The 23,324-nt window shown below is 32.1% G+C and carries 24 protein-coding genes and 1 tRNA gene; 17 read left to right on the top strand and 8 right to left on the bottom strand.

Translation table 11 applies throughout. The features are described 5' to 3' along the window. Positions 1 to 2 precede the first annotated feature (2 nt). Positions 3 to 2,864, top strand: a complete 2,862-nt coding sequence (locus AC1EU5_RS05965) for a tetratricopeptide repeat protein (protein WP_480191454.1) — start codon at positions 3 to 5, stop codon at positions 2,862 to 2,864. 66 nt (positions 2,865 to 2,930) lie between these two features. Here AC1EU5_RS05965 and AC1EU5_RS05960 read toward each other — a convergent pair whose 3' ends face one another. Continuing rightward, complete coding sequence (locus AC1EU5_RS05960; RefSeq protein WP_480191453.1) at positions 2,931 to 3,551, bottom strand: N-acetylmuramoyl-L-alanine amidase family protein; 621 nt, start codon at positions 3,549 to 3,551, stop codon at positions 2,931 to 2,933. 201 nt (positions 3,552 to 3,752) lie between these two features. On the opposite strand from AC1EU5_RS05960, the gene AC1EU5_RS05955 reads away from it, so the two are divergent. The 9 genes from AC1EU5_RS05955 (at position 3,753) to AC1EU5_RS05915 (ending at position 11,151) form a co-directional block, all read left to right on the top strand. Beyond that, entirely contained in the window at positions 3,753 to 4,040 is a 288-nt protein-coding gene (locus tag AC1EU5_RS05955; protein ID WP_480191452.1) for a hypothetical protein, read from the top strand. A gap of 1 nt (position 4,041) precedes the next feature. After that, positions 4,042 to 4,320, top strand: coding sequence for a hypothetical protein (locus AC1EU5_RS05950; protein ID WP_480191451.1), 279 nt, complete (start codon positions 4,042 to 4,044; stop codon positions 4,318 to 4,320). Further along, positions 4,313 to 6,712, top strand: a complete 2,400-nt coding sequence (locus tag AC1EU5_RS05945) for a TraG family conjugative transposon ATPase (protein WP_480191450.1) — start codon at positions 4,313 to 4,315, stop codon at positions 6,710 to 6,712. Before AC1EU5_RS05950 ends, AC1EU5_RS05945 begins: the two co-directional genes overlap by 8 nt. Before the next feature lie 35 nt (positions 6,713 to 6,747). Next, positions 6,748 to 7,329 carry a conjugal transfer protein gene (locus AC1EU5_RS05940; protein ID WP_480191449.1) on the top strand — a complete coding sequence of 194 codons (582 nt, stop codon included), beginning with the start codon at positions 6,748 to 6,750 and terminating at the stop codon, positions 7,327 to 7,329. A 5-nt stretch (positions 7,330 to 7,334) separates the two neighbouring features. Continuing rightward, positions 7,335 to 8,165, top strand: coding sequence for a hypothetical protein (locus AC1EU5_RS05935; protein ID WP_480191448.1), 831 nt, complete (start codon positions 7,335 to 7,337; stop codon positions 8,163 to 8,165). A 31-nt stretch (positions 8,166 to 8,196) separates the two neighbouring features. Further along, the gene (locus AC1EU5_RS05930) at positions 8,197 to 8,823 is read left to right on the top strand and encodes a conjugal transfer protein TraK (protein ID WP_480191447.1); all 627 of its coding nucleotides are present in this window, start codon (positions 8,197 to 8,199) and stop codon (positions 8,821 to 8,823) included. Further along, positions 8,804 to 9,736: a conjugative transposon protein TraM gene (traM, locus tag AC1EU5_RS05925; RefSeq protein WP_480191446.1), complete on the top strand. Its 933-nt coding sequence runs from the start codon at positions 8,804 to 8,806 to the stop codon at positions 9,734 to 9,736. Before AC1EU5_RS05930 ends, traM begins: the two co-directional genes overlap by 20 nt. Positions 9,737 to 9,768: 32 nt before the next feature. Further along, positions 9,769 to 10,569 (top strand): DUF4138 domain-containing protein, encoded by an 801-nt coding sequence (locus tag AC1EU5_RS05920; RefSeq protein WP_480191445.1) that lies wholly within the window; start codon positions 9,769 to 9,771, stop codon positions 10,567 to 10,569. Positions 10,570 to 10,659: 90 nt separating this feature from the next. Next, positions 10,660 to 11,151: a hypothetical protein gene (locus AC1EU5_RS05915; protein ID WP_480191444.1), complete on the top strand. Its 492-nt coding sequence runs from the start codon at positions 10,660 to 10,662 to the stop codon at positions 11,149 to 11,151. Positions 11,152 to 11,270: 119 nt separating this feature from the next. Here AC1EU5_RS05915 and AC1EU5_RS05910 read toward each other — a convergent pair whose 3' ends face one another. Together AC1EU5_RS05910 and AC1EU5_RS05905 are read right to left on the bottom strand one after the other, a co-directional pair. Beyond that, the gene (locus AC1EU5_RS05910; RefSeq protein WP_480191443.1) at positions 11,271 to 11,582 is read right to left on the bottom strand and encodes a monooxygenase; all 312 of its coding nucleotides are present in this window, start codon (positions 11,580 to 11,582) and stop codon (positions 11,271 to 11,273) included. An 18-nt stretch (positions 11,583 to 11,600) separates the two neighbouring features. Beyond that, a complete protein-coding gene (locus AC1EU5_RS05905) occupies positions 11,601 to 11,978 on the bottom strand; it encodes a hypothetical protein (RefSeq protein WP_480191442.1) in 378 nt (125 codons plus the stop codon). Between the two features lie 104 nt (positions 11,979 to 12,082). On the opposite strand from AC1EU5_RS05905, the gene AC1EU5_RS05900 reads away from it, so the two are divergent. Continuing rightward, a complete protein-coding gene (locus tag AC1EU5_RS05900; protein ID WP_480191441.1) occupies positions 12,083 to 12,442 on the top strand; it encodes a winged helix-turn-helix transcriptional regulator in 360 nt (119 codons plus the stop codon). A gap of 256 nt (positions 12,443 to 12,698) precedes the next feature. Here the strand turns inward: AC1EU5_RS05900 and AC1EU5_RS05895 are convergent. Together AC1EU5_RS05895 and rho are read right to left on the bottom strand one after the other, a co-directional pair. Continuing rightward, positions 12,699 to 12,771: transfer RNA gene (locus AC1EU5_RS05895), tRNA-Met, on the bottom strand. 119 nt (positions 12,772 to 12,890) lie between these two features. Next, entirely contained in the window at positions 12,891 to 14,486 is a 1,596-nt protein-coding gene (gene rho, locus AC1EU5_RS05890) for a transcription termination factor Rho (RefSeq protein WP_480191440.1), read from the bottom strand. A gap of 197 nt (positions 14,487 to 14,683) precedes the next feature. Between rho and AC1EU5_RS05885 the strand changes: the two genes are divergently transcribed. The 4 genes from AC1EU5_RS05885 to AC1EU5_RS05870 all read left to right on the top strand — a co-directional run bounded on the left by AC1EU5_RS05885 (position 14,684) and on the right by AC1EU5_RS05870 (position 18,800). Continuing rightward, complete coding sequence (locus tag AC1EU5_RS05885; RefSeq protein WP_480191439.1) at positions 14,684 to 15,115, top strand: DUF4293 domain-containing protein; 432 nt, start codon at positions 14,684 to 14,686, stop codon at positions 15,113 to 15,115. A gap of 661 nt (positions 15,116 to 15,776) precedes the next feature. Next, on the top strand, positions 15,777 to 16,166 hold the full coding sequence (locus AC1EU5_RS05880; protein ID WP_480191438.1) for a hypothetical protein: 390 nt from the start codon (positions 15,777 to 15,779) through the stop codon (positions 16,164 to 16,166). A 124-nt stretch (positions 16,167 to 16,290) separates the two neighbouring features. Beyond that, entirely contained in the window at positions 16,291 to 16,965 is a 675-nt protein-coding gene (locus AC1EU5_RS05875; RefSeq protein WP_480191437.1) for a response regulator, read from the top strand. 41 nt (positions 16,966 to 17,006) lie between these two features. Then, positions 17,007 to 18,800, top strand: a complete 1,794-nt coding sequence (locus tag AC1EU5_RS05870; RefSeq protein WP_480191436.1) for a tetratricopeptide repeat-containing sensor histidine kinase — start codon at positions 17,007 to 17,009, stop codon at positions 18,798 to 18,800. On the opposite strand, the gene AC1EU5_RS05865 is transcribed toward AC1EU5_RS05870, so the two are convergent. After that, a complete protein-coding gene (locus tag AC1EU5_RS05865) occupies positions 18,797 to 19,294 on the bottom strand; it encodes a metallophosphoesterase family protein (RefSeq protein ID WP_480191435.1) in 498 nt (165 codons plus the stop codon). The genes AC1EU5_RS05870 and AC1EU5_RS05865 overlap by 4 nt on opposite strands. Before the next feature lie 75 nt (positions 19,295 to 19,369). Between AC1EU5_RS05865 and truA the strand changes: the two genes are divergently transcribed. Together truA and AC1EU5_RS05855 are read left to right on the top strand one after the other, a co-directional pair. Beyond that, positions 19,370 to 20,116, top strand: a complete 747-nt coding sequence (gene truA / locus AC1EU5_RS05860) for a tRNA pseudouridine(38-40) synthase TruA (RefSeq protein ID WP_480191434.1) — start codon at positions 19,370 to 19,372, stop codon at positions 20,114 to 20,116. Positions 20,117 to 20,119: 3 nt separating this feature from the next. Further along, positions 20,120 to 21,889, top strand: coding sequence for an ABC transporter ATP-binding protein (locus AC1EU5_RS05855; RefSeq protein WP_480191433.1), 1,770 nt, complete (start codon positions 20,120 to 20,122; stop codon positions 21,887 to 21,889). Here AC1EU5_RS05855 and AC1EU5_RS05850 read toward each other — a convergent pair. Then, positions 21,882 to 22,664 carry a diadenylate cyclase gene (locus tag AC1EU5_RS05850; RefSeq protein WP_480191432.1) on the bottom strand — a complete coding sequence of 261 codons (783 nt, stop codon included), beginning with the start codon at positions 22,662 to 22,664 and terminating at the stop codon, positions 21,882 to 21,884. The genes AC1EU5_RS05855 and AC1EU5_RS05850 overlap by 8 nt on opposite strands. 72 nt (positions 22,665 to 22,736) lie before the next feature. Next, the gene (locus AC1EU5_RS05845; RefSeq protein WP_480191431.1) at positions 22,737 to 23,318 is read right to left on the bottom strand and encodes a biopolymer transporter ExbD; all 582 of its coding nucleotides are present in this window, start codon (positions 23,316 to 23,318) and stop codon (positions 22,737 to 22,739) included. Positions 23,319 to 23,324: the final 6 nt, after the last annotated feature.

The following is a 23,324-nucleotide window of genomic DNA, read 5'->3' as shown; positions in this document are numbered from 1 at the left end:
ATATGACTAAAGAAATTATAAAAATATTTGAAGTAAATACAGATGCGATTGCAACTAATCGCGGTTTCTATTATCAATATTTAGTAGTATTAAAAAAGTGGATTAACAATTATATAAATAATAAAGATATTTCTACCGCTACAGAAGTTGACGATGATATTAAAGAGGTAGGAGAAGAACTCATATTTACACAAGTTAAGTGTTATACTTCCTCATTGAGTTTACATTCTGCCGAAGTTAAAAAAACATTATTTAATTTTTATTTGCTTTATTTGAAGCATTTAGATTTAAATGAAAAAACATCCTTTCATTTTACTACCAACTCAAAAATATCTACTAAAGAAAAGCTTTTATCAAGATGGGTTCAAGAAATTCCTCTTAGAGATGATGAACTTTTTGCACTTTGCACTAATAAAGTTAGGATGATTCTTAGTAAAGAATTCAAAATAAGAAAGAACAAAGTATTTTCTAAGGCTACTACAAGTAATAAAAAAGAAGAAATTAAAACTGCTTATGAATCAGTGATTCAAGAAATAAATAATAATAGCACTGAATCATTTGTGAAAAGTATCAAATGGGATTTTAAAAGTAAACCTCCAGAAGTTGCTATTGACTCTATTACAAACGAAATTTATGAATTACTTGAAAACTCAAGATTCGGGGAGATTCCAAGACACTTACTATTCAGTTCTTTATTGTCAGAAATTTATCGAGCATCTCAAAGAAAGGATAAGGTTGACAGATTTTTGACTAACGATTTTATTGATCAAATTCTAAGCCGCACAAATGATGAAATTACCGAGCTGATAGATAAAAGATTTATCAAACTTCTAAATATTGAAATAGAGTCTTTAAAATTAAGTGTCAATGAAATACGCAAAACACAAGACCTTCAATCTGAGGAAATAAAAACTTTAAAAGAGGATCTTAAATCAAAAAGAATTAATGAAATCAAAGAATTAAATATTCTTCCTGATTTTTCATCTATTGAGGTTTTTGATTGGAATAACTTTTTAGATGAAGTTAGCCTAAGTTTAAAGGATAAAAAAATACTCTCAATTAGTGCTCCTGGAGGAATGGGGAAAACCACTTTTGGGAAAAAGTTTTTGTCGGCATATTATGAGAAATATAATCATATTATATGGCTTGGTGTTGAAGGTTCTATTCAATCTTCATTCATATTGGATAACACTTTAAGACAGAATTTGCAAGAAATAAAGGCAACCAAGAATGAAAATGATAGAGAGGTTTTTAAACTCATTTTGAGCAAACTAAATACATTAGAAGGAACTAATCTGCTCATTCTAGATATCCAAAGTTCAGTGAATGAGATAAGAGAACTTCAAAACTTAGGACTTTCTAAAAATTGGGAAAAGCTCATATTAACTCGTACTAACTTTAAGACAATTCCCAATATAAAGCTACCTAAGATTACTTTTTCTAATCTGAAGAAAATTTATTCAAAGAACTGCACGTCAGAATCGAGTGATGAATTGCTTAAAAAGTTATTTGACCTAGTAGGTTATAATATCTTAGTTGTAGAATTAATAGCCAAAACAATCCACAATAGTTTTGATTTAACTCTAGAATCATTTTTGGAATCATATTCTGAACAAAGCCTAAATCAGACAAAATTTAAGATAGATATAGATATTTCCAGTGAAGACGAGCCTATTAAAATATTTAGTTATCTATTAGAAAAATTTAGCTTGCCAAATCTTAAAAGCAATGAGAAAAATTATCTTGATTTTTTAGCACTTCTACCCTCAAACAATATAATAATTGAGGATTTAATTCTAATTAACGGTAAAGATTTTTACGAAAAGAATAAAGTTGAAATAATTAACATAATTAATTCACTAGATAAAAAAGGAATTTTAGTTGTAAGTGAGAATAGAAAAAAAGTTGATATTCACAAGATTATAAGAGAGGTAATCATCTATAAGCAGAGAGAAGGAATAAGCCCATTTATTTCAAATATGTTTTCCATTAATTGGCTTATCAGGAGAATTGAAGAGGGTTACAATGAGCCTCAAAACTCTTTCAAATATTTAAGATATGCTGAATCTATTCTTGATTCTATAAAAGAGGAATATAGACAAAGTATATATCAACCTCTTTTGTTGTTAGAGAACGAATTTCTTTATGCCAAACGCTTTTATACAGGGGCAAAGAGCAATTTAGATAGGTTGATCGATTTAGCAAAGAGGGCATCAAATTATCCACCTTTAAATAAAAACAGCTTAGGAGTAATTTATAATAACTTAGGACTTTGTTATGCGGAAAATGATGAAAAAGATTTGGCTATTTTATATTTTAAAAAAGCGCTAGAATCTTATGCTGATAAAGATAGAAGTATTTCAGGATATAGAATTGTTACCTTAAATAACTTATCAAATATCTATCTCCTTGATAATGATTTACCAAAAATGGCTGAGAACTTTAAAAAAGTTCAAAAAATAAGAAGGCAATACAAGCTTTATGACGATCAACAATTAAGCATAGAATATCGAATATTATCAAAATCATATTCACTTGTAGGCGATTATGAAAAAGCTATTAAATTTTTAAGGGAAGGGATAAAATTACATGAGTCTTTAAATAAAAACCAACGAAATGATTTCTATTTAGCTGCTTACCATAATGAATTGTCTAATTTATTCCTTACGGCAAATGAGCTTAATAAAGCAATAGACCACCAAGAAAAAGGAATTAAAATTTTGGAAGATATGGGATTAAATAATAGCAGCTATTTGCTTACAATGTATGAGATTTCTATAAACTTATATAGATACCTAAATTTAGAAGAAAAAGAAACTCTAATGAAAGAAAAAATTGAACTATTCAAGGCTTACGAGTCTTAACTAGTGTTTTATATAGTAGGTGAAATAAATCTTTTAAATTTTTCACAATCTCAACAAAAAATTCCCTCATAATTCCAGTTTTAAGTAATTAGTAATTCCCATTAATATTGAAAGCGCCATGGCTTTTAAGTTTTTAGGCTGTTTAAGATATTCTGCTTCATCTGCATTTGTCATAAACCCCATTTCAACAAGAACAGCAGGATAATCTTTAGCTTCTCGTAAGACTTGAAAGTTTGCAAACTTTACACCTCGTTTTTTAAAATCTAATTTTTCAGTTGCTTCATTTAAGATTGACAATCCCAAACCAATTGAGTCTTTGGTATTTTTTCTATCCGAATTGTGTACATAAGCTTCAACACCTTTCGATACAACTAGTGAAGCATTACAATGCAACGATACAAACACGTCAGCATACAAAGCTTTAGCCAATTTATTTCTGTCACCCAATGGAATCAGCGTATCAGTGTACCTGGTTAAATAGATATCAAACTCATTACTTAAAACAGTTTTGTTTAGCTGTATTATTTGTTCGGCAATAGCTAAAACCACATCCTTTTCTTTTGTACCATTAATACCGATTGCACCAGTATCATTTCCGCCATGTCCAACATCAATTACAACTACTTTCTGTTGACCAAAAATCAGACAGATTTTTAGTAGTAAAATCACAAAAACGACGTTTTTCAATCTTCGATACTTTAAAAGTTTTTGAGTTATTAACATAGTCACTTCATTTTTTCATACTATTTGATGCCATTTGACATCAAAAAGGGACAATCAAATTCAATATTTATTTTATTAACAAATAACTGATTATCAATTATTTGAAATACAATATACAGTATTTTCAGAAAAGTAAAATCAAGCAAATTTTAAATCTATTTCGATATGAAAAAATCACTGTATATCACTTTACTATTATTGCTTATTTCAAATACCATTTTTGCACAAATTGGTGGTATTGAAGATTCGGTAAATGACATTTCAGATACCATTCGTTCTATTTTCCCAATTCTTTTAGGTGTTATTTTCCTCGTTGGCTTCCTCTTTAATGCAGGACATTTCTTTGGCGAAAACGCAGACCTTAAAAAGGGAATCACACGAGTCTTAGTGTTTGTACTTATTGCAGGCGCAGTAGTTGGCATCTTTACCTATCTAATTAGCATCGTAGTTTAGTATGAAACGCTACGAAGTCTATAAAAACATACGAAAGCGTGCAATGATAATGGGTTTACCCATTTCATTGTTCGCTATGATGATGACATCCGTAATAGGTTCGCTATTATTCATCATCTTTTCGTTCAGCTTTGCTGTTATCATTTCGGTATTTACCATTAATGCTGTTTTATATGTGGCACTTACGCGTATCACCAGAAACCCAGCATTACTTCACATTAAAAAGGTGTTTCCGCTAACCATTAGTAATAAAAAAGAAAGTCGTCTCTATTATGAGTAAGATAAACCTATCTGCATACCACCCCATATTAGATATTCAAAACCATTTGGTGTTCGCCAACAATGGTAATGTGGTATTATGCTTTAAGGGGGAATTGCCAGAAATCTATTCCTTGTCTGAAAAAGACTTTGAGGACATTCACGGAGCCTGGTTTCAAGCTTTTAAATCCTTGCCCACTAGCATCATTATTCATAAACAAGATGTATATCAAAAAGGCCACTATGTGGCAGATAGGCTACCCAAAAATACTTTTCTTCAAGAGGCGACATACAACCACTTCAAAGGAAGAGATTACTTAAAGCATCAAAGCTATTTGTTCTTCATAATGCCACTCAATAAGGCATTGAACAATGCCAAGTTTGTGAATCCTTTCCGGAAAGTTGAAAAAGGCATCCATAAAAAAATGGACCACAGCATTACCGAGTTTATGGCTTCGGTAAATGATGCTGTGTCCTTTATTAATAATAGCCGAAAGATGCTGATGAAGCCCATGAATCAAGATGAAATATTGGAATACACCAATAGTTATTTCAATGGTTTCAATGAAGGATTTGATACGGATGTACAACTAAAGAAGAAACACATTGATATTGGTGATTATAGTTTTGATGTATTGGCTGTAAATAGTGAACTCTGTTTTGGTGAAGTGGTGCAGAGCAGTAAAACCAACGACAAATTTACATCAGATGATTTTGTGTTCCATCAAGGTTTTATTGATGGCTTAGGATTGAATCTCAATGAAAATCACATTGTTAATCAAATCATCTATTTGGATGACAAACATAAATGGCGAAAACTACTCGATAAGAAAATCGAAGAACTTAATAAAAGCTCCAATTTTGGTTCACAGAACAAAGTAGTTCTGAAGAAAATTCAGCATATCGTAAATCAAATTAATGAGGATGATGCTTCAAGAATCATAAGAGGACATCTAAACGTCATTTTCTGGAGTAAGGAAGCCGAAGAGTTAGGCAGAATTGCATCCAAAATCAAAACAGAGTTTAAGGAATTGGACATTGTTCCGTATTATCCAAAAGGCGAAGAGCGAAAGAACTTTTTCCTAAACTCTTATGCCTGCTTTTCATCCAACTTTTCTAATGAGGATTTGTACGTCACGGATTTAAAACACGCACTGTGTTTATACATCAATAACAGCAATTACAAGTCCGACAAAACAGGAATTATCTTTAACGACAGACAATACAATATTCCTGTTTTAAAAGATGTTTGGGATGAAAAAAAGAAACGCATCAAGGCAAGAAACTTTGCAATTTTTGCACCTACGGGTGAGGGAAAATCCTTTTTAGCAAACAATATTCTACGCCAGTATTTTGAACAACAAGTTCGCTTGGTGATTATCGATTTGGGAGGCTCATATTCCAAATTTGCAAAGCTTTATCCAGACGACCATATCATATTACGTTACGAGCAAGGAAAGAACCTTGGTATCAATCCTTTTTATATTTCTTCACTAGAAGACCTAACACCACAACGATTAGAGGATTTAGGAGTGTTCTTATTGGAGTTGTTAGCTCTAAAGGGTGCTACCAAAGCGCATGAAGTGGCTATTAAAAAGGTACTTCGATATTACTATCAAATGATAAATGGGAATTATTCCCTGGCTTCTTTGTATCAATTTATCGATGATAAAAAAGACAGTCTCATTGAGACTCTTGGCATACAGGAAGAGCATTTTAGTGTCTATAACTTTTTGCACATCCTTTCAGAATATGTAGATGATGGTTTATACAGTTTCTTATTCAATGTAAGTGAAGACCAAACCTATAAAATTGAAGACAAACAAATGATTGTCTTTGAACTCGATGAAGTTAAGGACAATAAAGAAATCTTATCAGTAATGTTAAAACTGATTAAATCGGCTATTCAGCGTACCATTTGGCGTAATCGTTCCGAACGTGGAATTATACTTTTTGATGAGTTTGCCAAACAGTTGAAATTCGATAACGTTCTTGAAAGTGTAGAGTTCTATTACCAGGCTATTAGAAAACAAAATGGGGCGATTGGTATTATTCTGCAATCAATAAATCAGCTTCCAAATAACTCTACATCAGCGAGTATTCTAGAAAACACACAAGTAGTCTATAGTCTTCGGAATGAAAAAGGCTATGCCGAATTACAGAAGCGATTGAACCTCTCTAGTCACGATTTAAACCAATTAAAGTCCATCCGAAACAATCTAACAGGTGAACGTAAATACACCGAAATGTTTATCAAGATTGGAAAGGAAAGTAACATTTTCCGATTAGAAGTACCTAAAGAAGTCTTTGCTGCATACCTCACAGATGGTAAGGAAAGCGAGCAAATAATGGCATTATTCGAAAAATATGGCTCAATGGAAAAAGCCATTCAAATATTTATTAAGCAGTCATAGACTGCATTTAGTATTAATCTTTAAAACGTAAAAAAATGAAGAACAGAATTAAGAAAACAATTTTATCCGCAGCGTTGCTCATACTTGTTAGTGCCACTGGCACTGCCCAGGGAATGCCAGTTTATGACAATACCAATTTTATCAGTTTAGCAAAGCAGCTGTTTGAAGCTGGCAAGCAAACGTCTCAATTACTGAAAACGGTTGACTTTTTAAAGCAACAGAAAGAACGTATTGAACAAGTAAGTAATGTTATTCAGCAACTAAATGCGGTGCAAGACATTATTCAGAATAATCAGCAATTATTCAATATGGTTCAAGGCGATTTACAAGAGATTTTAAACTCGGAATATATCAAACCTGAAGAAGTCAATCGCGTGACAGAATCTTTTACCCAAATCATTGAAAGTTCGATGTCAACTGTAGATTATATCAATCAGATATTATCAAGTGGCAGCATGAAAATGACAGATGCCGAGCGTGCGGAAGTCTTAAAAGAACACGAATTAAAATCACAGGAGATGGTAGCCGAAGTACAAGCGAAAACAAAGCGTTATCGTGAGATTATTTCCTTCAGAAAAATGCAAGACATCATCAATAACAGAGAAACAGGCTATTAAAAAAGATGTTTTTAGGAATAGGGTTAGAATATATAGACACGGTTTTCACTACGATTAAAAATAGTGACTTCTCGCAGTATACCATTACTGGGATGAAGACTTTGGCTATTCTATTTTTCCTAATCAATATCCTAAAGAAGTACAACGAGGGCATTGCTTCAACAGATGGGCATACCTGGGGATTAACACCAACCGAACTGGCGAAGAACTTCGCTATTGTCATTATAGTCATTTTTTCAACACAGGTATTGGGTGTTTTCGATTCCATTTTAGTAGCTATCGAAGCTCAATACCGAGACACGGCTCCGGCACTCCTTCCTTTGCAGATGCAGGATATAGATTTGGAACAGGATGTGGGTGCCTTGGAAGCCGCCAAAAAAGCATTAGCAATGTTATATGAAGCTTTGGTAACACCTTTGTATGGGCTTAAGGTTTTGTCCTTTATCATGGCAATCTTCCTTTGGTTGATAGACTTGTTTATCTATCCATTGTTTCTGGCAGAGCGTTTCTTCCTTTTAGGGATTATGCAAGCCTTTTTTCCATTGGTAATTAGTTTGGCTGTGTTTGAAAAGTTCAGAGGATTAGCCTATAACTTTTTTAAGCTCTATGCTGGAGTGTATATGCTCGTTCCTGCATTCTTTTTGGTGAATGTCTTTGTCAATAATCTCTATACGGAAATCAATACCAATTTCTGGAATGACCTATTCGGAACAAATTGGGGAAGTGAATTCTTTGCACCACTCATTGAATTTGGTTCATTAGGATTTATCGTGTTCCTAAAATTCAAACTCTATCGCCGTGCTACTTCTTTTGTCTTTAGGCTTTTTGGCACTTAAAGTGCATTTGGCATCAAAACTCAACTCAAATATGAAAACACCTTATAAAAATATTTACAACGTTCTGAAGCTAAATCGCTTCATTGTGTTGACTGTAGTAATTGCAACAGTTGCTACCTGTATTGTTTCTGTACTGATGGTTGTGAAGCTGCATAAGGAAGCTGTCAATAATGCCTTTGTAGTAAATAGTGATGGTAGTGTGATTCCTCTTAAAATGGTTTCCCAACTGGAGAATTTAGGCGTGGAAGCACTTGCTCATTTAGACGTATTTCACAATTATTTCTATAACATCGATGCCAGTAATTATGAAAAGAATTTAGAAAAGGCATTGTGGTTAGGGAATAGTTCTGTAGATGCCTTGTATAGACAGAAAAAAGCCGACGGTGTTTACAATCGTTTATTACAATATTCATTAGTTCAAAAAGTGGTTAGTGTTGATTCTAAGATTGACATTCAGCAAGAGCCATATCAATTCGAAACCAAAACTATTTTTCAAATAAATCGAGGATCTGTTGTTGATACTTATGAGTTAACAACATCGGGAAATCTAATCCACGTCAATCGCAACTTTCCGAAGAACACACACGGATTACTCATTACCAACTTTTTTGAAAATCAACTTAAAAAAATAGAAAGCTATGAAGATAGAAAAGAATAAAATTGTCTTTGCGGGATTGATACTCTGCGTGGTATTGTTCATTGGTTCGTACTATGTCATCAATTTTAGCGATAATGAAGAACCGACTGTTGATACTAGTCAAATTCCAGTTCCTGAATTGGAAGATGAACAGAAAGAATACAAGTCCAAATTAGAAGCCCTGGACGATTTAAAAGAAGTACGCCAAACCAATGCGCCCAGTATTTATGATGAACGCTTACTGGACTCCACAGGAGTGTATGATGAAGATTTGTTAGAGAAAGAGAAGATGCGAATGATTGATAGTATCTATAATCAAGGAAAAATCAATTATACAGAAGCTTCCTATCGAAAACCGAAGCTCAATATTAAGCCTGTAATCAAAGAACAAAAAGAAACAACTTCAAAAATTGAGAAGCAGGTAACATTAGTTGAAGCGAAAGAATTGGGTTTAGAACATCAACTCTTTTTTGCATCTAATCCTATAAAGAATGACATCCTCATAAATCAGAATACTGATGCTCAAATTTTCGTTCGAGTTGACGGCAAACAAACTGTTCAACAGAACTTCAGGTTAGAAATGCGATTGATAAAAGAAGCTACCATAAACGGAAAACGTTTACCCAAGAACACATCAATTTATGGTTTTGTAAAGTTTCAACCCAATCGCACCATGATTTCTATTGAGCATATCAATCATCAACCCGTAAAACTAACAGCACATGATTATCAAGATGGTAGTGAGGGCATTTATATCGAAAACAGTTTTAGAGCTGAAGTCAGACAACAATTGGTTGGTGATGCCATAAACGATATCAATATCGCAGGTGTTCCACAAGTTTCTGGTATCAAAAAGTTATTTCAACGTAATAATCGCAATGTTAAAGTTACGATTACAGACAACTATCAATTAATCTTAAAGCTAAAACAATGAGCCTTTAAAAGGCATTTATTAAACTCACTCTTATGAAAAGGTTTTTATACATATTCGCAATACTACTTGTTAGTACTTCTTTAAATGCACAGCAAAAATTAGACACCATTTACGCCAATGAACATAAAAATGTAGCACTGTTTTTTCCAAAACCCATACGGCAAGGAATAACTGGAGCTTCACATTTTGTGTTCACGTACAATCGTGAAAAGGAACAATATTTCGGATTGCTACAAGCACAACAAGGAGTAGAAAGTAATTTGCTCGCAGTTACTAATGATGGACAAGTATATTCCTATATTTTAAAATATAGAAAAGAGCTCGACAAGCTGAATTACTTTGTAGCAGGAGTTGAAAGTATTGGCAATGAAGTAAGAAAAACAATTAAGGAAAAACCAAGTGTTCCGTCTATATCTGAAGAACAGAAAAGAGTTTTGTTCTTTGAAAAGTTCAGTAAATATCTTTTAAAACTAAAGCCAGAGAATCTAAAGACAAAACGAAATAAAGGTTTAAAGTTACGATTACAAAGAATGGTATATCAAGGCGATGAAGTCTATTTGGTAATGGAATTTACCAACAATTCTGGAATTGATTTTGAGATTGATTTCCTAAACGTTTACCGAGTTAATGGTAACAAAAAGCGTAAGGCATCTTATCAAAAACTACAGCAAGATGTTATTTATAGATATGAATTCCCATCAGTTCTTAATAGTAAACAATCAAAGAGGTTCGTTTTTGTACTTCCAAAGTTTGTATTGGGGGATAATGAGAAGTTGGTATTGGAAATAAAAGAGTCGAGGGGAAATCGAAAACTGATTTTGAGATATGAGTAATGTATTATTGCTCTTATTCCGTAAATTTAAAGAGTAATAGTATATTTGTTAGAGATATAATAAGTTGTGTGTAATTTGAAAACACGAATAATGAGTAAAATATTAGCTTTAATTATTACTATGGGGCTATTCAGTAATCTATTTGGGCAATCGGAAAAAAAAGATTCCAACTCTTCAGCTAATCAAGAGCTGCGTTTAGAATATAGTGTGATGAAGAACATTACATTGGTGAAACTTGAGAAATATAAAAATCAAAAACGGTACAAACAAATTGAGGATGGTATTTATATGGACTTAAATGATGAACATGAAGCCAAGTATAGAATGACTTTATCTTATGAATTGGAATCTGATGAAACTAACAACCAATATCCTCTAGAGGATATTTTAGACAAATATTTAATGCACGTTTCGGATTTTTTGGAATCTAAAAATGAGCTGAACTCTAATAAGTATATTTTTGAATTCGGAGGGTATCTCGATAAGATGATAGAGGCAAAAGAAATTATTGGAAAAAAAGTATTTAATCGGGATTTTAGAGCCCAAGACGGACAAATAAGAGTTGAACTGGTAATCGAATAAAACTATAAACAACAAACCATACACCAACGTTGGGCGCAAACTAAATTCTCTTTTTAAATTGAAAAGCCCATCGTAAGGTTTGGAAATTGAAATTCGAGGATTAACTCTAATCTTTTGCTCTAACCAATAGGAGCATTATCAATTTTACTTAAATCTTCAAAAATATCAAAAGTATGATCTGTGATATCAGTTATACCAATAGCATTTAATCTCTTGATATGCATTTCTCTATATTTCTTTAAATATTCAAGGTTTTTGAATAAATATGTAGAACCATAATGATTAGTACCTTCTTCATATGTCCATATTTTCCAAATAACGCCTTCCTCTTCGGCTATACTTTCGGCTAAAGCTTTATTACCATCCATAAACTCTTGTGTAACAGGACCATCATACTTTAAATGTAAGTCCCAAATTTTTTGTGTACTCATAATATACTGTTTTTAAGATTATTGATTTTTCTTTAATTGTAAGTAGCTTAAGATAGATAGTAAGGCAAAAAAAGCTGGATCTGACCATCCAAAACCGTAAAAAATTCCTTTATAAATAGCGTAAAGTGTAATTACTACGCCTAAAATATTTGTCCATAATAACCCAATTAAAATTTTCCTTGCATGAATACTTTTTTCTTTAACATCTCTAAATAATAAACTAATAATTGCGATTCCTCCTAAAAATATGGTAGTGTGTTGCGATAAGAACACTGCATACTCATCATTTAACTCCAACCCATAAATAGGCCATAAGAGTTTTGGAATAAAAAATAAAGCTAACCCAAAAATGGCATAAATAGTTCCATGAATTGTTAAAAAAGTTTTAGTATTCATATCTATATTTTTGTTTTACACTACAAATTTAAAAAAGATTAGTTTACTTTTGATACTTATTAACAAAAAGATACTAGTATCATTTAGGAAACTGTTAATTAGCAATGAAAGTACAACAAAGAGAACCATTATCAAAAGAATGTGTTGCACAATTACTAGCTATTAGGGACACGATGGAATTATTATCTGGTAAATGGAAAATACAAATAATAGGCACATTACTTCGTGGTGGAACAATGCGATTTATGGAATTAAAGAGAAGCCTAAATGGGATTGCTCCAAAAAAATTATCAAACGACTTACAAGAACTTGAATTAAATAAACTAATTACTCGTACGGTTAAAGAAACTAAACCAATTACTGTTGAATATTCTTTGACTGAACATGGTAAAACATTAGATAACTTGATAGGAGAAATTATTCATTGGGGACAAAATCACAGAATAGAAATTATCCAAAAGTAATCATATTAAGTTAAGATGATTTTATTAGTGAATTAGCGTTTATTTGATTTTTAGCCTTGAATAAACAATTAAATCTATTAGTTTGTATTACTCAGTCAAGTATTGTGAGTAACAGTAAAAACATGAAAATTGAGCTTAAAGAATTAAAAGGCAGTAGAAAGATGCAAATTAAATTTAAAAGGTAAAATGTTTTACCTATGTTTTACCTGAGAATTAAAAAGGGCTTTCAGATTTCTGAAAGCCCTTTGTTTACTAGTAGCGGGAACTGGACTCGAACCAGTGACCTTCGGGTTATGAGCCCGACGAGCTACCTACTGCTCTATCCCGCGATTTGGGTGGCAAATATACATACATTTATCTATATATTGCAAGTTTTTACTAAAAAAAGAAAACCAAACATATATAGTATGTCTGGTCTTCAGTAATTTGAATTAGTATGTTTTAATGATTATCCATTCATAGAAATCAAAAATTCTTGATTATTCTGAGTGAATTTAATTTTTTCGCTAATAAATTCCATTGCTTCAATAGGGTTCATATCCGCCAAGTATTTACGCATTACCCACATACGTTGAATAGTTTTCTCGTCTAGTAATAGATCATCTCTACGCGTACTTGATTTAACAAGGTCAACAGCAGGATAAATTCTTCTATTCGCTATATTTCTATCTAATTGCAGTTCCATATTACCAGTTCCCTTGAACTCTTCAAAGATGACCTCATCCATTTTAGACCCGGTATCTGTCAATGCGGTTGCAATAATTGAAAGTGAACCTCCATTTTCTATTTTACGAGCGGCACCAAAAAAACGTTTTGGTTTGTGCAATGCATTAGCGTCAATACCACCCGATAGAATTTTACCCGAAGCGGGTGCAACTGTATTATAGGCTCTTGCCAAACGTGTAATAGAATCTAATAAAATCACTACATCGTGTCCACATTCAACCAAACGTTTTGCTTTTTCCAACACAATATTAGCTACACGCACGTGCTTATCTGCTGGTTCATCAAAGGTAGAAGCAACAACTTCACCTCTTACATTGCGCTGCATATCAGTAACCTCTTCAGGTCGCTCATCAATTAATAAAACAATTTGATATACTTCAGGATGATTTGCGGCAATGGCATTTGCAATGTCTTTTAATAACATTGTTTTACCGGTTTTTGGTTGTGAAACGATCATGCCACGCTGTCCTTTACCTATGGGTGAAAACAAATCAATAATTCGGGTAGATGTTGAACTTCCCTTTTCAGCAAGATTAAATTTTTCTTTTGGAAATAAAGGTGTTAAATGTTCAAATGCAACACGATCTCTAACAATACTCGGGTTTAACCCGTTAATTAAAGAAACGCGAATCAATGGGAAATACTTTTCACCCTCTTTTGGTGGACGAACATTTCCTCTTACAGTGTCTCCTGTCTTTAAACCAAATAATTTTATTTGTGATTGCGACACGTAAATATCATCAGGAGATGATAAATAATTATAATCTGAAGAACGTAAAAAGCCGTAGCCGTCAGGCATAATTTCTAATACCCCTTCACTTTCTATAATGCCATCAAATTCAAAATCAGGATCACGGTATCTACCATGACGTTTTCCATTTCCGGTATTACCTTTTTGTTTATTTTGATGTTGTCTGTTGTCTCTATGCTCTCTTTTCTGATATTGTTGTGTTTTCTGTTTCTGCTTAGGGTTTTCGGTATTTTGTTTAGGGTTTTCAGAGTTCTGTTTGGGTTTTTCCGTTGGCTTATTTTCTTCAACGACCACAGGAGGAGATTTTGTTTCTTCTTTAGAAGTTGTATTTTCTATTTGTTCTTCTTTAGTATTTGAAGGAACAGTTGCCTTATGGATTCTTTTTCTGGGAGTTCTTTTTGGTTTTGGAGTGTTTTCTCTGACAGCTGGATTGCTAGCTTGAACATCTAGAATTTGATAAACTAAATCCAATTTTTTTAGTTGGCGGAATTTAGGAACGCCAATTTTTTCTGCAATTTCCTGTAACTCAGGAAGCTTTTTTTCTTTCAGTGCTTCAATTTCGAACATTAGAATGTGTAAATGTGATTAAAAACGTAAAATAACCTTTTAAAAGGCCTATAATGTAAACTTAAATTTGAGTTGTAATTGAATTATTGTATAGAAGTATTCATGTACAATATGCTGCAAGTATACAAATTTATTTTAAAATAGAAACTTTAAATCTTAAAAAGATTGATGTATTTTTGTGCCGCTATTTAGTAAAAATGATTCAAAGAATACAGTCTGTATATTTATTGTTAAGTGCTATTGTATCTGGCGGCTTAATTTTTGTGCTTAATTTATGGAATCAAAATGACAGTGAGTTATATGCATTTGATTTATTGACTTCAGATGAAGTATTATTGAAAACTGTGCCCTTTTTATTTACTGCCTCGGCTGCTTTAGCTTTTATAACTATTTTTTTGTTTAAAAATAGAAAGTTGCAATTTGTGCTAAATAGAATTAATATTTTGATCAACCTTTTTTTATTAGGAGTGTTGTTATACTATTTACTAATGTTACCTGGAGAGAGTAAAATTTCTGAGAAGGGTATTGGGGTGTTTCTTCCAATAGTGAATGTTTTGTTGTTGGTTTTGGCAAATAAGGCTATTCAGAAAGATGAAAACCTTGTGAAATCTGTTGATAGATTACGATAGTTCTAACATCTTAGTTATATTATGTGTGTAAAAGCCACCTTTAAAGGTGGCTTTTTTATGCTTTGTGTTAAAAGTAAAAGACCTTGATTTCTCAAGGTCTTAAGATTTTTGCAAAACTCATGGTTTTCCATGATTTTTAAAAATACCTGAATCAACTATTGACTGGTATTCATGTTTTGCAATACATTTGGAGTATTAATCGTCGCTAAACATTTATAATACACTCCTTAATAAGGGGAGAAAAGGAAGGGGAGAAAGGGGAAAACTAATATACATTAGCTTTTCTCCTTTGCATAATTAGGAGTTTCCTAATCTCATTGGCTAAATTACTAAATAATTTGACTTAAATTAACTTTTAATGTCTTTTTTTTAACAAATTTAGTAAAAGGCTAAATGTCAGTTTTTCAACGATTTAAATATTTAGTTGATCGACTTTATCAACAAATAACTCAAGTTATTAACAATTTTTTCTTTTCTTTGCCAAGAAAGGAAGGGAAAACTCATGGTTTCTGGGTAGTGACTCATGGTTTCTGGGTATTTTTAAAAATCCTTGTTTTCACTATTGTTTTACAGGTACTCTTTAAAATACCTTTGAACGGTAAGTTCAAGGTAATTTACTGAATAACTCTAAACAATTAATAACTCCTAAAATCCCCTAATCATGAGAAAAGCATTACTCGCTTTAGTTGCTGTTGTATTATTGGCTTCATTTTCGGCCGATAAAAGTGAAAAGATTATTTTAAAAGATATTGAAGGTACACTATTACAATCGTATGTTGTAATTGATGACGAATTGAATACTGTAACATTTGAGACGGATGCAAATACTACAGTATCATCAACAATAATAAATGGTACCGTAAAGGTATTTTTGATTGAAAATGGCAATTCTGGTAAAAGTATAAAACATACTTTGAAGTTTAATGAATTTTCAAGCTTGAGTTTCGATCATTATTTTGAATCTTATTATGATGTGGCTAGCAATGATTCTAACTTTGAAGCTTTTACTTCTCTATATTTTAAGAAAAATAAGCCCAGGGTATTTAAATAAACTATGCTTAATAATAACACTTGGTTAAAAATATTTTTTGAAAAATCGAAGTTTAAAACTTCGATTTTTTTTGTACAATATATATTGATATTTATTGTTTATTATAAAATAAGATTATTAATAAATGGACGACTTGATTGATGATAAAATAACAGTTCATATTGCAGATGACCATCAAATACTGATCGATGGGGTGATGGCCGTCTTGGAGATTGAGGAAGGTATAGAAGTGATCGGTTTTTCATTAAATGGTACTCAGGTGATTGATTGGTTTAACGAACATAGTGCGGATGTATTAATCTTAGATATCAATATGCCCAAGTTAGATGGAATAGGGGTTTTGCAGGAGTTTGCCAAAATGGAAGATGTACCTTATGTAATTATACTATCCAGTTATGATGATATTAAATTGGTAAAAGAAGTATTGGGTATGGGAGCAAGCGGATTTGTACCCAAAAAATCGGCTGGAGAACATATTGTGAAGGCCATCCGTAAAGTACATAACGGTGAACAATACTTTAGTGATGAGATCAAAGAGAAAATGATGAAAACATTGATGAGTAAACCTTTAAAGCAAGATGAATCGAATGTTGAGGGTATGCTCATTAATTCATTAACACGAAGAGAATATCAAATATTAAAATTAATTGCCCAGCAATATACAACACGAGAAATAAGCGAAACACTTCATATTAGTCATAGCACTGTTGAAACACATCGTAAAAACCTGATCAAAAAAGTAAATGTAAAAAATAGTGTGGGCCTTGCTATCTTTGCGATGAGAAACGAGATTATTTAACGGTTAAGTTGAGCAAAGAATATTTGAATTTTTACCTTTAAATGAAATTAATCAACAATTACTTCCTAATTTTTCTTTTTCTATGTTTACTCATAAACACAAATTATTCAGCAGCTCAAAGTGATGAATTAAAAGGCCATATTAGAAAAGAGCTAAAGTCAATCGATAGTAATATTCAACAGGGAAGAAATGAAATTGCTCTAAGCAAAATTGAACTACTAAAAACTTATGAAGAGTATATTTCGCAAAATGATAATTTATATAGCTTAAACTTGAAAGAAGCTAAAGCTCATTTTGAGAGTGGTAATCAAGAGAAAGCGATGAATATTTTATTGACAACTTTTGGAAAGTTAAAGTCTGAACAAAATGAGTTATACGGAGAATATGCAAAATATCTGGGAAAGATATTTCAAGAAGATAAAAATTATAACCGTGCTATCCATTATTTCAAGTTAGCTTTGAAGAATTTTCAAGATTTAAAAGACACCCTTAACATTATAGAGTCAAATTTTCTTATAGCCAAAGCACTTAATAATTATGAAGAAATTGATAGTGCGAGAATATACTATGAAAATTCAATTTCTTACCCGATAAATGAATTGAATGAAGATATTATTGCACAATCTTTACTTAGTTTAAGCGGCATACATGTTTTAAAAGATGAATACGATTTAGCAAATGAGTATGGTGCTAGGTCATTGAAAATTAAAGAGAGACAGAAAGATACTATAGGAAGAGTAAAGGTTCTTTTTAATTTGAGTGGTGTATACTATAGAAAAGGTGAATTTAATATTGCTAAGAGAGCGTATTTAGAAGCTTATGATTATATAAAAAATGTAAAGACTGAAGAGGGCTTAAATATAAAAGAGTTTGCTCTTTACAACTTGGCATATGTTAATGAGGAACTTAAAAAATTTGAAGAAGCTTATAAATACTTGGAAAGGGCAACTGATTTAACAGATAGTTTGTCTCAAGCCAATGTTGCAAAAAACATTTCTGAAATTGAAGCTAAATACAATGTAGCTAAAGAAGCGCAAAAATTTGAAGAAGAAAAATCAAAACGCCAACGGACACAATTCTATTTCTATAGCACTTTATTTTTATTTATAACATTACTTGCGCTGGGTTACATTTTCTATAGAAACTACCGTTTAAAACAGCAGCAAAAGTTTGATAAAGTCATTAATGAAAATCAGATAAAGATTATTAACGCTACTATTGATGCGAAAGAAAAAGAACGTAAATCAATTGCCGAAATTTTACATGATAGTGTAAGTGCATTATTATCTTCTGCAAATTTACATTTACAGGCTACTAAGGCACAGTTAAAATCTGGCTATCCTCAAGAAATTACAAAGGCACAAACCATAGTAAATGAAGCTTCTGTAAAAATTCGTGATTTATCGCACGATCTTATTTCATCAGTGCTACTAAAATTCGGACTGGCATTTGCAGTTCATGATATGTGTCAGAAATATTCTAATTCTGAAATTACTTTGTTAAGTGATGACGATGGAATCAAACGTTATGAACAAGATTTTGAAATCAAGATCCATAGTATCATTGAAGAGTTAATCAATAACATATTAAAGCATAGTAAAGCAAAGAATGCAACCATTATGTTGGCACATCGTGAAAACGATATGTTAAGTATACGTATGAATGATGACGGAGTTGGTTTTAATGCTGAAAAAGCAAAAATAAATGGTGGTTTGGGGTTGAATCATATTGAAGCTCGTATCAAAGTAATGAAAGGTGTTTTTAATATCGTTTCCTCTAAAGATAATGGTACCAGTATTTTTATTTTGGTACCTATTGTACCGAGAGAGATTTAAGCTCGTTTACTTAGCTCAATAACTTCTAGATCCTTAATCTCTTTTTTATCAATCGTAAATCTAAGCATTGTGCGAACTGAATGAAAACCGTGTTTTCCACAAGCTCCCGGATTCATATGTAACAAATTCAGCTTTCTATCACGCATAACTTTCAAAATATGTGAATGTCCGCAGATATAAAGGTCAGGCTTTAATTTTTCTAATTTTTCCTTAACTCTTGCATAATATTTTCTGGGGTAACCACCTATATGCGTTATAAAAACAGAAATACCTTCTACCATGAATTCACTATCCAAAGGAAATTCTGCTCTAACTTGAGCATTATCAATATTGCCATACACAGCCCTTAGTGGCTTTAGTTTTTTAATTGCATCTGTCACTTTAAGGTCTCCTATATCACCTGCATGCCAGACCTCATCCGCTTGACGGACAAACTTTAAAATTTGTTCATTGATGAATCCATGTGTATCAGAAAGTAGTAGTATTTTGGTCAAAGGTATTTTATAGTATAATTAAGATTTAGAAAATGGCTATTTCATATCTTTGTCTGTTGGTAAAAATACGATTTCTTGAGGTACTTTATTGAGCTGTCTTATAACGGAAAAGCATATCATGGTTGGCAAGTACAACCAAATGCACTTTCAGTTCAGCAAGTATTACAAGAAACAATTTCAACCATTCTACGAACTGCGATTGATTTAGTTGGAGCTGGTAGGACAGATACTGGGGTGCATGCAGAGCAAATGTTTGCTCATATGGATTTGGATACCGAAGTGGATGTCAATGAGCTAAGAGATAAATGGAATGCCTTTTTACCAGATGACATAGTTATAAAGCAAATTTCTTCTGTGAAAGAAGATGCACATACAAGGTTTAATGCTCGCAGTAGAAGTTACGAGTATCGAATTTATTTGGGTAGAAGTCCGTTTTTTTTGGAAACTACCTGGCAACTGTATCAAAAGAATTTAGATATCAGGAGTATGAATAAGGCAGCAAGATTGTTATTGAGCTATGACAATTTTAAGTCATTTTCTAAATCTAAAACCGATGTCAAGACCTACAATTGCAAAGTGACAAATGCTGAGTGGAAATTGAGTGACAACTTATTGATATTTTATATTACCGCTGATCGTTTTTTACGTAATATGGTACGGGCAATTGTTGGTAGCCTTATAGATGTTGGCTTAGGAAAGAAATCAGTCGAAGATTTTGAAGATATAATTAAAAGTAAAGACAGAAGGCAAGCAGGATTTTCGGTACCACCTCAAGGATTATTCCTTACAGAAGTTGTTTATGATAGTGAATTATTTATATAACCCATGGCAGAAAAAGTAACAGGTAAAATATTTGATTATCAGTTATTCAAAAGATTGATGAATTATGCCAAGAAGTATAAATTATACTTTTTTATTGCTTCATTTTCCGTCATTTTAGGGGCTCTGCTTACGGCAGTTACTCCTGTTTTATTGAGGGAGATTATTAATAACTTTATTACGAATAAGGATGCACAAGGTTTGTTAAACTTCATTTTATTGATGTTGTTAGCACTCTTATTTCAAGTGTTATTTCAGTTTTTATTCATCTACTTTGCCAATTGGCTAGGACAGAATATTATTAAAGATATCAGAACACAGCTTTTTAGTCATATGCTGCGCTTCAAAATGCAGTATTTTAATAATTCTCCAGTAGGGAAATTGGTAACAAGAGTGGTATCTGATATAGAAACTGTCGCCAGTATTTTTGCACAAGGCTTGTTCATGATCATTAGTGATTTACTAAAAATGATTGTCATTGCCGGAGTGATGTTATGGATGGATTGGCGCTTGGCGCTTATTGCTTTTGTTGCCTTGCCTATTTTGGTGTACGCTACTAAAGTATTTCAAAAGGCTATGAAATCGGCTTTTACTGATGTGCGTAATGAAGTTTCTAATTTGAACAGTTTTGTACAAGAGCGTGTAACAGGCATGAAAATAGTACAACTATTTACACGTGAAGAGATAGAATATGAAACTTTTAAAAAAATCAATGACAAACATAAAAAAGCTTGGGTACGTACTATATGGTACAATTCTATTTTCTTCCCCATAGCGGAGATCATTCCATCTATTGTGATTGGTTTAATTGTATGGTATGGTGGTTTACAAATACTCATGGTAGATACCTCTATTCAAGCGGGTGATATTATTGCATTCATAACCATGTGTCAGCAATTGTTTAGACCATTGAGGCAAATAGCAGATAAATTCAATACACTACAAATGGGTATGGTGGCTGCAGATAGAGTATTTAAGATCTTAGATGAAAATGTTCAGGAGGTTGATGAAGGTACTTTACAAATTGAAACTATTAATGGAAATATCGCATTCAAGGATGTGCACTTTAGTTATATTAAAGATGAACCTGTATTGAAAGGTATTTCTTTTGATGTTAAGAAAGGAGAGACTATTGCCGTTGTTGGAGCTACCGGAGCAGGGAAATCTACCATTATAAACTTGCTAAATAGATTCTATAATATTGACTCAGGTCAGATATTAATTGATGATGTAAATGTATATGATTTCACGTTGGAATCCTTACGCGATAATATAGCCGTAGTGCTTCAAGATGTATTCTTATTCTCAGATACCATTTACAACAATATTACTTTAAACAACAATGATATATCTCTTGATGAGGTAAAAGAAGCTGCCAAATCTATCGGAGTTCATGATTTTATTATGAGTTTACCTGGCAACTATAATTATAATGTAAAAGAAAGGGGTGTGATGCTTTCTGCTGGGCAAAGACAGCTAATTTCATTTTTACGAGCCTATGTTAGTAATCCAGCCATATTAATTTTAGATGAAGCAACATCTTCAATAGATTCTCAATCTGAAAAACTTATTCAAACGGCTACGAATAAAATTACAAAAGGTAGAACATCTATTGTTATTGCGCATAGATTGGCCACTATAAAAAAGGCTGACAGAATTATCGTAATGGAAAAAGGTAAGATTGTTGAACAAGGAACGCATAAAGAATTATTAGCACAAAAAGGATACTACAGTAAGTTATACGAAATTCAGTTTACAACTGCATTAGCTAGCTAAGGTCTTCTTTTATGATCTCAATAAGTTTACTGGGATCATCAAACAAAACAAATTCTCCATTTTTTATATAAGATAGTTGCCCGGTTTCTTCTGAAACAACCAATGCTACCGCATCTGACTTCATAGTAATACTCAATGCAGCTCTGTGACGTAAACCAAACCTTCCAGGAATCTTTAAATTATCTTCTACAGGCAAAATCACTCTTGTTGCCGTAATGATATTGTCCTCAATAATAATAGCACCATCATGCAACGGGCTATTCTTATAAAAAATGCTTTTCAACAATGGCATATTTACTTCGGCATTCATTTGATCTCCCGTATGTTTTACAAAGTCAAGACTATTATTTCGTTCAATAACTACGAGGGCACCAGTTCTAGTTTTTGCCATATCTAAACAAGAGTTGACAATACTTTCAACATCAGTAATGGTGAAATCATCAGATTTTAAAAAGTTTAAATTTTTTAACACTCCTTTTTTGGATGCGAAATTGGTGGAGCCTATCATCAATAAAAACTTTCTAATTTCCTGTTGAAAAACAATAATCATGGCTATAAAACCAACGCCAAGGAATTTACCCAAAATATCACTGAGTAATTCCATTTGAAGTACTTCAGTCAGTTTCCAGATAAGGTAAATAATGGCAATTCCTAAAAAAATATTAATGGCTACAGTACCACGAATAAGTTTATAGACATAGTAGAGTAGAAGGGCTACAAGAACGATATCGAGAATGTCTAAAATTCTAAAGTTTAAAAAATCGAATGCGTCCAAGTCTTAGGTTTTGGTAAATGTACTAATATTTTATGAGTACATTTTTTGCAAAAATTTAAAGAAATTAACCATTTAATTCACAGGTTCTGGCTCAAATATATTGACTGGATATTTTGATTTTATATGGTTAATTTTATTTTTAAGAACTAAATTCTTCCTATCGTTTTTGAATTGGTTCTTCAAGTTTTTAAAGGAAACTCCATATAGTGTTATAGATAACTTATCTCTTAATTCTGAATATGCTGTTGAAATTTCATTTTGCACAGCTATATATGTTTTATAAGAAGTATTTCTGCTAGCTTCTAATTGTACAATAGCTTTTTTAGGTGAGTCAGAATATAGAGGGTCTTTGTTGCCAAAACACCAGTCACAATTTGTACCATTATCTATAAAATCAATTACATATTGTTTCAACTTTTCTAATGGAATTATATTTTGATTTTCTAAAAGTACCTCATCGTTTGCGTTCAAACTAATTTCTAAGACGTTGCGATCATTTACATCTTTTATAGGTGAATTGATTTTTTGTGGAATTCTCTTTAGGATACCTTTTTCTGTATCAACTGTAGTGGTTACCAAAAAGAAGATCAATAGTAAAAAAGCTAGGTCAGCCATAGAACCAGCATTTATCTCAGGATTATTTCTTGCACTCATAGTATA

The organism is Maritimimonas sp. 2405UD52-3 (assembly GCF_056591715.1).
This window is presented reverse-complemented; position numbering and strand designations above follow the sequence as displayed.

What these genes read in the sequence shown, in the direction of transcription:
- AC1EU5_RS05885 (WP_480191439.1), top strand. Translation starts at nt 14,684, where the DNA reads ATGATTCAAAGAATACAGTCTGTATATTTATTGTTAAGTGCTATTGTA.
- AC1EU5_RS05955 (WP_480191452.1), top strand. Translation starts at nt 3,753, where the DNA reads ATGAAAAAATCACTGTATATCACTTTACTATTATTGCTTATTTCAAAT.
- AC1EU5_RS05930 (WP_480191447.1), top strand. Translation starts at nt 8,197, where the DNA reads ATGAAAACACCTTATAAAAATATTTACAACGTTCTGAAGCTAAATCGC.
- AC1EU5_RS05950 (WP_480191451.1), top strand. Translation starts at nt 4,042, where the DNA reads ATGAAACGCTACGAAGTCTATAAAAACATACGAAAGCGTGCAATGATA.
- AC1EU5_RS05920 (WP_480191445.1), top strand. Translation starts at nt 9,769, where the DNA reads ATGAAAAGGTTTTTATACATATTCGCAATACTACTTGTTAGTACTTCT.
- AC1EU5_RS05965 (WP_480191454.1), top strand. Translation starts at nt 3, where the DNA reads ATGACTAAAGAAATTATAAAAATATTTGAAGTAAATACAGATGCGATT.
- AC1EU5_RS05905 (WP_480191442.1), bottom strand. Translation starts at nt 11,978, where the DNA reads ATGAATACTAAAACTTTTTTAACAATTCATGGAACTATTTATGCCATT.
- AC1EU5_RS05940 (WP_480191449.1), top strand. Translation starts at nt 6,748, where the DNA reads ATGAAGAACAGAATTAAGAAAACAATTTTATCCGCAGCGTTGCTCATA.
- AC1EU5_RS05900 (WP_480191441.1), top strand. Translation starts at nt 12,083, where the DNA reads ATGAAAGTACAACAAAGAGAACCATTATCAAAAGAATGTGTTGCACAA.
- AC1EU5_RS05915 (WP_480191444.1), top strand. Translation starts at nt 10,660, where the DNA reads ATGAGTAAAATATTAGCTTTAATTATTACTATGGGGCTATTCAGTAAT.
- traM (WP_480191446.1), top strand. Translation starts at nt 8,804, where the DNA reads ATGAAGATAGAAAAGAATAAAATTGTCTTTGCGGGATTGATACTCTGC.
- AC1EU5_RS05855 (WP_480191433.1), top strand. Translation starts at nt 20,120, where the DNA reads ATGGCAGAAAAAGTAACAGGTAAAATATTTGATTATCAGTTATTCAAA.
- AC1EU5_RS05880 (WP_480191438.1), top strand. Translation starts at nt 15,777, where the DNA reads ATGAGAAAAGCATTACTCGCTTTAGTTGCTGTTGTATTATTGGCTTCA.
- AC1EU5_RS05845 (WP_480191431.1), bottom strand. Translation starts at nt 23,318, where the DNA reads ATGAGTGCAAGAAATAATCCTGAGATAAATGCTGGTTCTATGGCTGAC.
- AC1EU5_RS05875 (WP_480191437.1), top strand. Translation starts at nt 16,291, where the DNA reads ATGGACGACTTGATTGATGATAAAATAACAGTTCATATTGCAGATGAC.
- AC1EU5_RS05935 (WP_480191448.1), top strand. Translation starts at nt 7,335, where the DNA reads ATGTTTTTAGGAATAGGGTTAGAATATATAGACACGGTTTTCACTACG.
- AC1EU5_RS05870 (WP_480191436.1), top strand. Translation starts at nt 17,007, where the DNA reads ATGAAATTAATCAACAATTACTTCCTAATTTTTCTTTTTCTATGTTTA.
- rho (WP_480191440.1), bottom strand. Translation starts at nt 14,486, where the DNA reads ATGTTCGAAATTGAAGCACTGAAAGAAAAAAAGCTTCCTGAGTTACAG.
- AC1EU5_RS05910 (WP_480191443.1), bottom strand. Translation starts at nt 11,582, where the DNA reads ATGAGTACACAAAAAATTTGGGACTTACATTTAAAGTATGATGGTCCT.
- AC1EU5_RS05945 (WP_480191450.1), top strand. Translation starts at nt 4,313, where the DNA reads ATGAGTAAGATAAACCTATCTGCATACCACCCCATATTAGATATTCAA.